This is a genomic window from Rhodoplanes roseus, from assembly GCF_003258865.1.
Classification (GTDB): Bacteria; Pseudomonadota; Alphaproteobacteria; order Rhizobiales; family Xanthobacteraceae; genus Rhodoplanes; species Rhodoplanes roseus.
Genome location: NZ_NPEX01000240.1, coordinates 1 through 9,125, shown reverse-complemented (window position 1 = coordinate 9,125; position 9,125 = coordinate 1). Strand labels below are relative to the sequence as shown.

Sequence of the window (9,125 nt, the reverse complement as noted above, 5' to 3'; positions counted from 1 at the left end):
TCCGGGTTCGGCGCTGCGCGCCGCCCCGGAATGACGGAGATTAAACCCGCTCACCCCGTCTGCGCCATCAGCTCCGCGGCCCTCTCGATCGGCACCGGCGAGACGCGCATGTCGCCGCTGAACGGGTACTCCTGCAGGGCGACGAGGCCGAGTGCGATGACGGCGCCGAGCGTGAACACTGCCATGGCGGCGATCTTGGCGCGCGGCTTGTCGAGGTGGACGAGCGCGACGGCGATCTGGGTGACGATACCGAGCGCCAGCACGGTCAGCCACTTGATGTCGTTGGTCTGGTCGGAGGCCAGCGCCAGGCGCTCGGCGCGCGCATCGCGGATGCGGATCACGGCATTGAGGAGGGCGGTGGCCGCGGTCTGGCCGGCGTCGCGGGCGATCGCCGGATCGGCGGCGTGGCGCAAGAGCTCGCGCAGCGCCGCCCCGGTCGCCGGCGAGCGGCGGCCCTCCGCCATCACGGCCCATTCGTGCTTCAGCACGCTGTCCGTATAGGCCTTCAGCTGCGCCCGGATGGCGCTCATGTCGGTGACGGCGGCGAGGCTCAGCGTATTGAGCATGACGATCGCACTCGCCTCGCCGTTGACGGCGCGCCAGGCCTGCCGGTTGCGGTCGGCGATGTCGCCGGCCAGGAATCCGGTGAGCAGCGAGAACAGCACGCTCACGGCGGCGATGAACGGCGCCACCACGCCGGTGAAGCTCTTGATCCAGGAGCTCACGGGCGACGCCATCACCAGCCAGGCGATCAGGGCGGCGGTCGCCGTGTAGAAGGCGACCAGGATGCCGAACAGCGCCCAGGCCGGGAGGGTCAGCCATCCGTTGATCATCGGAAACTCCTCCACCCGCGTGCGAGCACGCTGGACCGGAGTGGACCGGGACGCCATACCGTCCGGTTAACGCCCGGCGAGAGTCGGTCGAGCCGTCGGCTGCAAGGGGGGCCTTTTCGATGTCCAAGCACGTCGCCGTCCTGATGGGGGGCTGGTCGTCGGAGCGCGAGGTGAGCCTCCGCTCGGGAGCGGCCTGCGCCGCGGCGCTCGAATCCCGCGGCTGGCGGGTCACCCGGATCGACGTCGCGCGCGACATCGCGGGAGTGCTCGCGCAGGTGAAGCCGGACGTCGCCCTCAACCTGCTGCACGGCCGGCCCGGCGAGGACGGCACCATCCAGGGCATCCTCGAGGTGCTGCAGATTCCCTACAGCCACTCCGGCGTGCTGGCCTCGGCGCTCGCCATGCAGAAGGACACGGCCAAGCTGGTGCTGGCCGCCGGCGGTGTCCCGGTCCCGGAGGGGGTGACGGTCTCGCGTGGCGAGGCGGCGAAGACGCACGTCCTGCCACGGCCTTACGTCATCAAGCCGATCTGCGAGGGGTCGAGCGTGGGGGTGTTCATCGTCACCGAGCAGCACGAGCACCCGCCCCAGGAGCTCACCCGGCCGGATTGGTCCTACGGCGAGCAGGTGTTGTGCGAGCGCTACATCGTTGGAAAAGAGTTAACCTGTGCCGTGATGGGCGATCGCGCCCTCGATGTGATTGAAATCGTTCCGAATGTCGCCTTTTATGACTACGAGGCCAAGTACGCCCCGGGCGGCTCCCGGCATGTTTTGCCGGCCGAAATTAAACCGAATGTTTACCAACAGATCCGAACACTGGCTCTCCGAGCGCACCTCGCGCTCGGCTGTCGGGGCGTCAGTCGGGCCGACTTCCGGTTCGACGATCGCCAGGAGGGGGTCTCCGGGCTGTTCTGCCTGGAGGTCAACACCCAGCCCGGCATGACCGAGACGTCACTGGTGCCCGAGATGGCCGCCTATGCGGGCATCCCGTTCGAAGAGTTGGTCGAATGGATGGTGGAGGACGCGTCTTTGAACCGCTGACCGGGCGAAAGCCCGGCGGTTCGCCGCGTCCGCGTGGCGGAGCGGCCGGTGCGCGGAAGCGCCGCCGTCCCACCGCCGGCCGGCCCGGCCGGTTCGCCACCTTCGGCCCGATCGCGACCGTGCAGCGCCAGTTCGAGCGTCTCGTCTGGGCGCTCGAGCGGTTCCACTGGCCGCGTTACGGCGGCGTGACGGCCACGGCCCTGATCATCCTGTCGAGCATCGGCTTCGGGATCGTCCGCGGCGGGCACACGCCCGTGGTGGTCGACTGGATGTGCGACGTCCGCGACATGGGCGCCAACGCGGTCGGCTTCCGCATCGCCGGCGTCGCGCTGACCGGCCACAAGCATCTGTCGCGCGACGAGGTGCTGGCGATCGCCGGCGTCAGCGGCCGCAGCTCGCTCCTCTTCCTCGACGCCGCCGAGGCGCGGGCCCGCCTGAAGGCGAACCCCTGGGTCGGCGACGCGACCGTCCAAAAGCTCTATCCGGACCGGCTCGCCATCGACATCACCGAGCGGGTCGCCTTCGCGCTGTGGCAGAAGGACGGGCAGGTCAACGTCATCGCCTCCGACGGCACCGTGCTCGAGGCCTTCGTCTCGAAGAGCGTCATGACGCTTCCTTTCGTGGTCGGGGCCGGGGCGGAGACGCGCGCGCGCGACTTCGTCGCGCAGCTCGACCGCTATCCGGCCATCCGGGACCAAGTCCGCGCCTCGGTGCTGGTCGCCGAGCGGCGCTGGACCCTCAAGCTCAAGAGCGGAATCGACGTGCGCCTGCCGGAGAACGATCTGCCGCGCGCCCTCGACCAGCTCGCCACGCTCGAGCAGGACAAGAAGCTCCTGTCGCGCGACATCGTGATGATCGACCTGAGACTGCCCGACCGCGTCACCGTCCGCCTCTCCGACGACGCCGCCCAGGCGCGCGAGGAGGCCCTCAAGGCCAAGCGCCCGAAGCCGAAGGGGAACGCCGCATGAGCGATCTCCAGTTCGGCCTCGCCCCGAAGATGAAGCCGCTGGCGCCGCGGCGCAGCGCCGTGGTCGCGGCGCTCGACGTCGGCACCTCGAAGATCGCCTGCCTGATCGCCCGGCTGACGCCGCAGCCGCCCCAGGAGGTGCTGCGCCGCCGCAGCCACGCGATCGACGTGATCGGCTTCAGCCACACCGAATCCCGCGGCCTCAAGGCCGGCGGCGTGGTCGATCTCGCCGAGGCCGAGGTGGCGATCCGCCACGCCGTCGATCTCGCCGAACGGGCCGGGCGCTGCCAGGTCGAGGCCGTGATCGTGTCGCTGTCGGCCGGCCGGCCGTCGAGCGAGCTGTTCGCCGCCTCCGTCGACGTGCCCGGCACGGTGCGCGAGGGCGACATCGCCCGCGTGCTCGCCGCCGGCAGCCGCTCGTCGGTGCGTCCGGGCCGGGTGGTCCTGCATTCGGTGCCGATCGGCTACACGATCGACCACGAGCGCGGCATCCGCGATCCTCGCGGCATGCTGGGCCAGCGCTTCGGCGTCGACATGCACGTGCTCACGTCGGAGGCCGCCGCGGCCCGTAACCTGATGCTGGCGATCGAGCGCTGCCACCTCTCGGTCGAGGCCATGGTGGCGAGTCCTTATGTCGCAGCCCTGGCCGCGCTCGCCGACGACGAGGCCGAACTCGGCGCCGCGGTGGTCGACATGGGGGCCGGCACGACGACGCTCGCAGTCTTCACCGGCGGGCGTTTCGTGCATGCCGACGGCTTCGCGCTCGGCGGTCAGCACGTCACGATGGATTTGGCGCGCGGACTCTCGGCTGCCGTGCCGGACGCCGAGCGAATCAAGACGCTCTATGGCAATGTTCTGGGCGGCGCGATGGACGACCGCGACATGATCGCCGTCCCGGCGGTTCCGGGCGACGACCGCGAGCCGCCTCAGTTCGTCTCCCGGGCGACCCTGACGCGGATCATCAAGCCGCGCGTCGAGGAAATCCTGGAGATGGTCCGCGATCGGCTGGCGGCGTCGGCGTTCGCGGCCGAGCCGCGGGGGCGCGTCATCGTCACGGGCGGGGCGAGCGAGCTGACCGGATTCACCGAACTCGCCGCGCGGATACTCGGGCGTCCCGTCCGGGTGGGGCGGCCGCTCGGCGTGGCCGGCCTGCCGGAGGGCGCCAAGGGGGCGGCCTTTGCGGTCGCCGCCGGCCTCCTGGTCTATCCCCAGGTGGCGCATTTGGAGCATTTCGATCCGCGTCGGGCACACCGCACACGGGCGGGCGCCAGCGGATATTTCACACGGGTCGGACGATGGCTACGCGAGAGCTTCTGACGACCCGAAAGGGATTCATGAACCCCGTCGGTGGCGGACCGGCGGAACCCGGGGGCGTCGTCGACGCCCCCGCATCGAAGAGGCAGCCATGAGCATCAATCTGAAGATCCCCGATATCAGGGAATTGAAGCCGCGGATCACCGTGTTCGGTGTCGGCGGTGCCGGCGGCAATGCCGTCAACAACATGATCCGGGCGGGCCTCCAGGGGGTCGACTTCGTCGTCGCCAACACCGATGCTCAGGCGCTGACCATGTCGGAGGCCGAGCGCATCATCCAGATGGGCGTCTCCGCCACCGAGGGTCTCGGCGCCGGCTCGCAGCCCGATGTCGGGCGTGCCGCGGCCGAGGAGGTGATCGACGAGATTCGTGATCACCTCACCGGCGCCCACATGGTGTTCGTCACCGCCGGCATGGGCGGCGGCACCGGCACGGGCGCGTCCCCCATCGTGGCGCGGGCGGCGCGCGAGCTCGGTATACTGACGGTCGGTGTCGTCACCAAGCCGTTCCACTTCGAGGGCCAGCGCCGCATGCGGCTGGCCGAGAACGGCATCTCCGAGCTCCAGAAGGTCGTCGACACCCTCATCATCATCCCGAACCAGAACCTGTTCCGGATCGCCAACGAGAAGACGACCTTCGCGGACGCCTTCGCGATGGCCGACCAGGTGCTCTACTCGGGCGTCGGCTGCATCACCGACCTGATGGTCAAGGAAGGCCTGATCAATCTCGACTTCGCCGACGTTCGTGCGGTGATGCGCGAGATGGGCAAGGCGATGATGGGCACGGGCGAGGCGACCGGCGAGAAGCGCGCGCTGCGCGCCGCCGAGGCCGCGATCGCCAACCCGCTGATCGACGACGTCTCGATGAAGGGCGCCCGCGGCCTGCTGATCTCGATCACGGGCGGCAAGGACCTCACCCTCTACGAGGTGGACGAGGCCGCGACCCGCATCCGCGAGGAGGTCGACGCCGACGCCAACATCATCGTCGGCGCCACCTTCGACGAGGGGCTCGAGGGCATCATCCGCGTGTCGGTGGTGGCCACCGGGGTCGACCCGGCGATGATCGGGGCGAACCAGCAGCATGCGCCGGTGCCGGCCGTCGAGGCCTTCACGTCGCGCACCCCGGACAGCCAGGCGGCCGCGGCGCACGAGTCGCGCATCGCCGAGCTCGCCAACCGGCTGCGCGCCGACAACAAGCGGATCTCCGACCGCATCGACCAGGCCGGTCCGTCGGCGGCCGAGCGGGCCGCCGCCCAGCCGCTGATCCCGGCGGAGCCGGGCCCGCAGCCGACCATCGACGCCGTCGCCACCGCGGCCGTCGCCGATGCCCTGATCCCGCGCGAGATCGAGGACGTCACCATTCGGCCGCTCCAGCAGCCGAAGGCGCCGTTCTTCACCGACGCGATGGCTCCCGAGGCCCCGGTCGACGCCCACGACGCGCCGCCGAAGGTGTTCATCCCGCCGCAGCCGGAGCGGCCGGCCAGCCGTCCGGCCCGGATGCCGCGGATCGACGAGCTGCCGCTCCCGGCCCAGAACGAGCTGCGCGCCCAGCGCGGCGAGCCGATCGGCGAGGAGCACCCGGAGAAGCGCCGGATGACCCTGCTGCAGCGCCTCGCCGCGGTCGGTCTCGGCCGTCGCGAGGACGAGGTCCGTCCGGTCGAGCCGAAGGCGGCGGTCCGCCCGGCCGCTCCGGCCGAGCGTCCGATGGCACCCCGCATGCCGCCGATGCCGCCCGTCGGCCGCGGGTCGGATCCGGTCTCCGACTACGCCCGCCGGCCGGGCCCCGGCCCGCAGGCGCCGCAGGGGCTCGACCTGCACGGCCGTCCGGCCGCTCCGCAGCAGGGGCTGCCGGACGACGACCAGCTCGACATCCCGGCCTTCCTGCGGCGGCAGGCGAACTGATCGCGGGCGCGGGAGCGCCGCCCGCCCCGGCGCTTCCGCGCGCAGTGTTCCGCGCGCGGACCGGCCGAACTGCCTCCGGACGGTCTGCAACGAATGGCCGGGCGTTTCGCCCGGCCATTCTCGTTTCGGCCGGCCGTCCGCGTCAGCGAGGTCGGCGGTCCGTGATCGTCATCCGTGATCGCCGTCCGTGATCGTCGTCCGTGATCTCCCCCTCGGCCCGCACCCGCCGGGGTACGTCCGCAGATCGAATCGCCGGTTCGGGCTTAGTGATTCGCGAATCACCGATTCGCCGCGATGCGGCCGCATGAACCCAGCGCTTTCGCAGCAACGGACTTTTCGGACGATGGATGTCGTCTGTAGCTCCGATGCCACATGGCAAGTCTCCGACGGTATCGAATGGCCGTTTTCCCCGGGATTTCATGGCCGAAACCGGGTCTAAAGCGTTCGTTTTTCAGGTAACAAACCGTAAGAAAGCGTGAATTGGCCCAGCCGGACCATACGGTTAATGTTCAAACCGGCACGGGGACAAAGTTGGGCCTCAACGGGGCAATCCGAGCGCGCGTAGAACAGCGACGGGTTGGTTGGGTCTGGAGACGTCCCGTGGGGGAAAAACTTGAACGGACAGCCGCACCACTCGCGGCGCGCTGAAGTTTTTTGGGATGGGACGTTAGGCATGAAATCCGGCCGACAGACGACGCTGCGCTCCGACGCGACCGTATCGGGGATCGGCGTCCACTCCGGTGTTCCCGCCACCTTGACGCTTCACCCCGCCGAGCCCGGCACCGGGATCCGCTTCGTGCGTCCCGGCACCGACGGCAAGCCCGACCGCGAGGTGAAGGCCGACGTCCGCTCCGTGGTGGCGACCGAGTTCGCCACTGTGATCGGCGACGCGTCGGGCCCTCTGTGCTCGACGGCCGAGCACGTGCTCGCGGCACTCTCCGGCCTCGGCATCGACAACGCGGTGGTCGAGATCGACGGCCCCGAGATGCCGATCATGGACGGCAGCGCCGAGGACTTCGTCGCGGCGATCGACCGGGTCGGCCTGCAAGCGACGGCGGCGCCGCGTCGCTACATCAAGGTTCTCAAGCCCGTGCGGGTGGCCAATGGCCGCTCCTACGGCGAGCTGCGTCCCTACGACCGCGGCATGCGCTTCGAGGTGGAGATCGCCTTCGACCACGCCCTGATCGGGCGGCAGACGATGGCCTTCGATCTCGACCCGCTGCATTTCCGGCGCGAGATCGCCCGGGCCCGGACGTTCGGATTCATGAGTGACGTGGCGAAGCTGTGGAGCGCCGGCTATGCGCTGGGCGCCAGCTTCGAGAACACCCTTGTGGTCGCGGACAACCGCATCCTCAACCCCGATGGCCTGCGTTGGACCGACGAGTTCGTGCGCCACAAGGCGCTCGACGCGATCGGCGATCTGGCGCTGGCCGGTGCCCCTCTTCTCGGGGTCTATCGGTCGGTTTGCGGCGGCCACAAGCTCAATCACGCCGTGCTGTCGGCCCTGATGGCCGACCGGTCCGCCTGGACCGTGGTCGATGCGACGGCGCTCGCCCGCACGACGGTGCGGGGCCGCGCCGAGCTCACCACCGGCGTCGCGGCGCCGGCCTACGGCCCCGACGTGTCCTGACGCGCGGCTCGCCCGCGCGACGTCCGTCCCGGATTCCGAGACCATCGGTCTGCCCGAGGCTTGCGGTCGTTCGCTCGACCCGGCTCCCGGCGTCGTCCGGCTTCGCGTGAGACCTCACGCGAGGCCCGCTGCCTTCATGTGTCACTCGAGCGTTCGGGCCGGCTGCCCTGCGGCGGCCCGGTCGATACCCCGTTTCGAGGAGGCCCGACGATGCCGACACCCCCGACCAGCCTCTCTGCCGCCCCGGTCCCGCCCGACCCGGACCGCTCGGCCGACCTCCTGGGCCTCGTCTGGACGGCGCTCGGCGGCGACCCAGCGCGGCTGTCCGGAGTGCGGGTGACCGGCCCGGGCGATCTGCCGTCCTGCTTCCGCGTGACCGACCTCGCCTCCGCGGCGGTGGGGGCCGCCTCGCTCGCGATTGCCGAGCGGATCGGCATCACGACCGGCACGACTCCGGCCGTCACGGTCGATCGGCGGCTGTCCTCGCTGTGGTTCGGCACCTCCATCGTGCCGGAGGGCTGGGCCCTTCCGCCGGCCTGGGATCCGATCGCCGGCGACTACGCCACCGCCGACGGCTGGATTCGGCTGCACACCAATGCCGCGCACCATCGGGTCGCGGCACTCGCGGTGCTCGGCGTCCCGGCCGACCGCGATCTCGTCGCCGCGGCGGTCCGCTCGTGGCGAGCCGACGCGCTCGAAACCGCTGTGGTCGGGCAGGGCGGCTGTGCCGCGACCATGCGGACGGTCGCCGACTGGGCGGTCCATCCCCAGGGGCGGGCCGTCGCGGCCGAGCCGCTGGTCGACGTCGTGCCGACCGATTTCGGCACGCCGGATCGGCCCTGCGATCCGGCCCGCCCGCTCGCCGGCCTGCGCGTGCTCGACCTCACCCGCATCCTGGCCGGCCCGGTCGCGACCCGCTTCCTGGCCGGCTTCGGCGCCGACGTGCTGCGGATCGATCCGCCGGGTTGGGACGAGCCGAGCCTGGCCCCCGAGGTGACCCTCGGGAAGCGGTGCGCCCGGCTCGACCTGCACAGTCGCGAGGGACGCGACCGGCTGCTCGCCTTGCTGGCGGACGCCGATGTCCTGGTGCACGGCTATCGGCCGGATGCGCTGGACCGGATCGGCCTCGGTGCCGACGTCCGGCGGGCGGCGCGTCCCGGTCTCGTCGACGTCTCGCTCGACGCCTATGGCTGGACCGGCCCGTGGGCCGGCCGGCGCGGCTTCGACAGCCTGGTGCAAGTGAGCTGCGGGATCGCGGCCGAGGGCCTGCGCCGATTCGGGCGCGACCGGCCGACGCCGCTGCCCGTGCAGGCGCTCGATCACGCGACCGGCTGGCTGATGGCTGCCGCCGTGGTGCGGGGGCTGACCGCGCGCGCCGCCACCGGCCGCGGCTGCCGGGCCCGGTTGTCGCTCGCCCGGACGGCGATGCTGCTGGTCGAGG

The 9,125-nt window shown here is 71.1% G+C and carries 7 protein-coding genes; 6 read left to right on the top strand and 1 reads right to left on the bottom strand.

Going from position 1 to position 9,125, the window contains the following annotated elements; all coding sequences use genetic code 11:
* Positions 1 to 50: 50 nt before the first annotated feature.
* Positions 51 to 833, bottom strand: a complete 783-nt coding sequence (locus CH341_RS24255; protein WP_111421556.1) for a bestrophin-like domain — start codon at positions 831 to 833, stop codon at positions 51 to 53.
* Between the two features lie 119 nt (positions 834 to 952).
* Between CH341_RS24255 and CH341_RS24250 the strand changes: the two genes are divergently transcribed.
* From CH341_RS24250 to CH341_RS24225, 6 genes are all read left to right on the top strand, one after another.
* Complete coding sequence (locus CH341_RS24250; protein ID WP_111421555.1) at positions 953 to 1,873, top strand: D-alanine--D-alanine ligase; 921 nt, start codon at positions 953 to 955, stop codon at positions 1,871 to 1,873.
* Between the two features lie 119 nt (positions 1,874 to 1,992).
* Positions 1,993 to 2,841, top strand: coding sequence for a cell division protein FtsQ/DivIB (locus CH341_RS24245; protein ID WP_245431231.1), 849 nt, complete (start codon positions 1,993 to 1,995; stop codon positions 2,839 to 2,841).
* Positions 2,838 to 4,157: a cell division protein FtsA gene (ftsA, locus tag CH341_RS24240; RefSeq protein ID WP_111421553.1), complete on the top strand. Its 1,320-nt coding sequence runs from the start codon at positions 2,838 to 2,840 to the stop codon at positions 4,155 to 4,157. The genes CH341_RS24245 and ftsA overlap by 4 nt, the downstream gene beginning before the upstream one ends.
* A gap of 88 nt (positions 4,158 to 4,245) precedes the next feature.
* On the top strand, positions 4,246 to 6,054 hold the full coding sequence (gene ftsZ, locus CH341_RS24235; RefSeq protein WP_111421552.1) for a cell division protein FtsZ: 1,809 nt from the start codon (positions 4,246 to 4,248) through the stop codon (positions 6,052 to 6,054).
* A gap of 673 nt (positions 6,055 to 6,727) precedes the next feature.
* Entirely contained in the window at positions 6,728 to 7,684 is a 957-nt protein-coding gene (gene lpxC, locus CH341_RS24230; RefSeq protein WP_111421551.1) for a UDP-3-O-acyl-N-acetylglucosamine deacetylase, read from the top strand.
* A gap of 210 nt (positions 7,685 to 7,894) precedes the next feature.
* The coding region (locus CH341_RS24225; RefSeq protein WP_111421550.1) for a CoA transferase at positions 7,895 to 9,125 on the top strand (1,231 nt) is incomplete at its 3' end.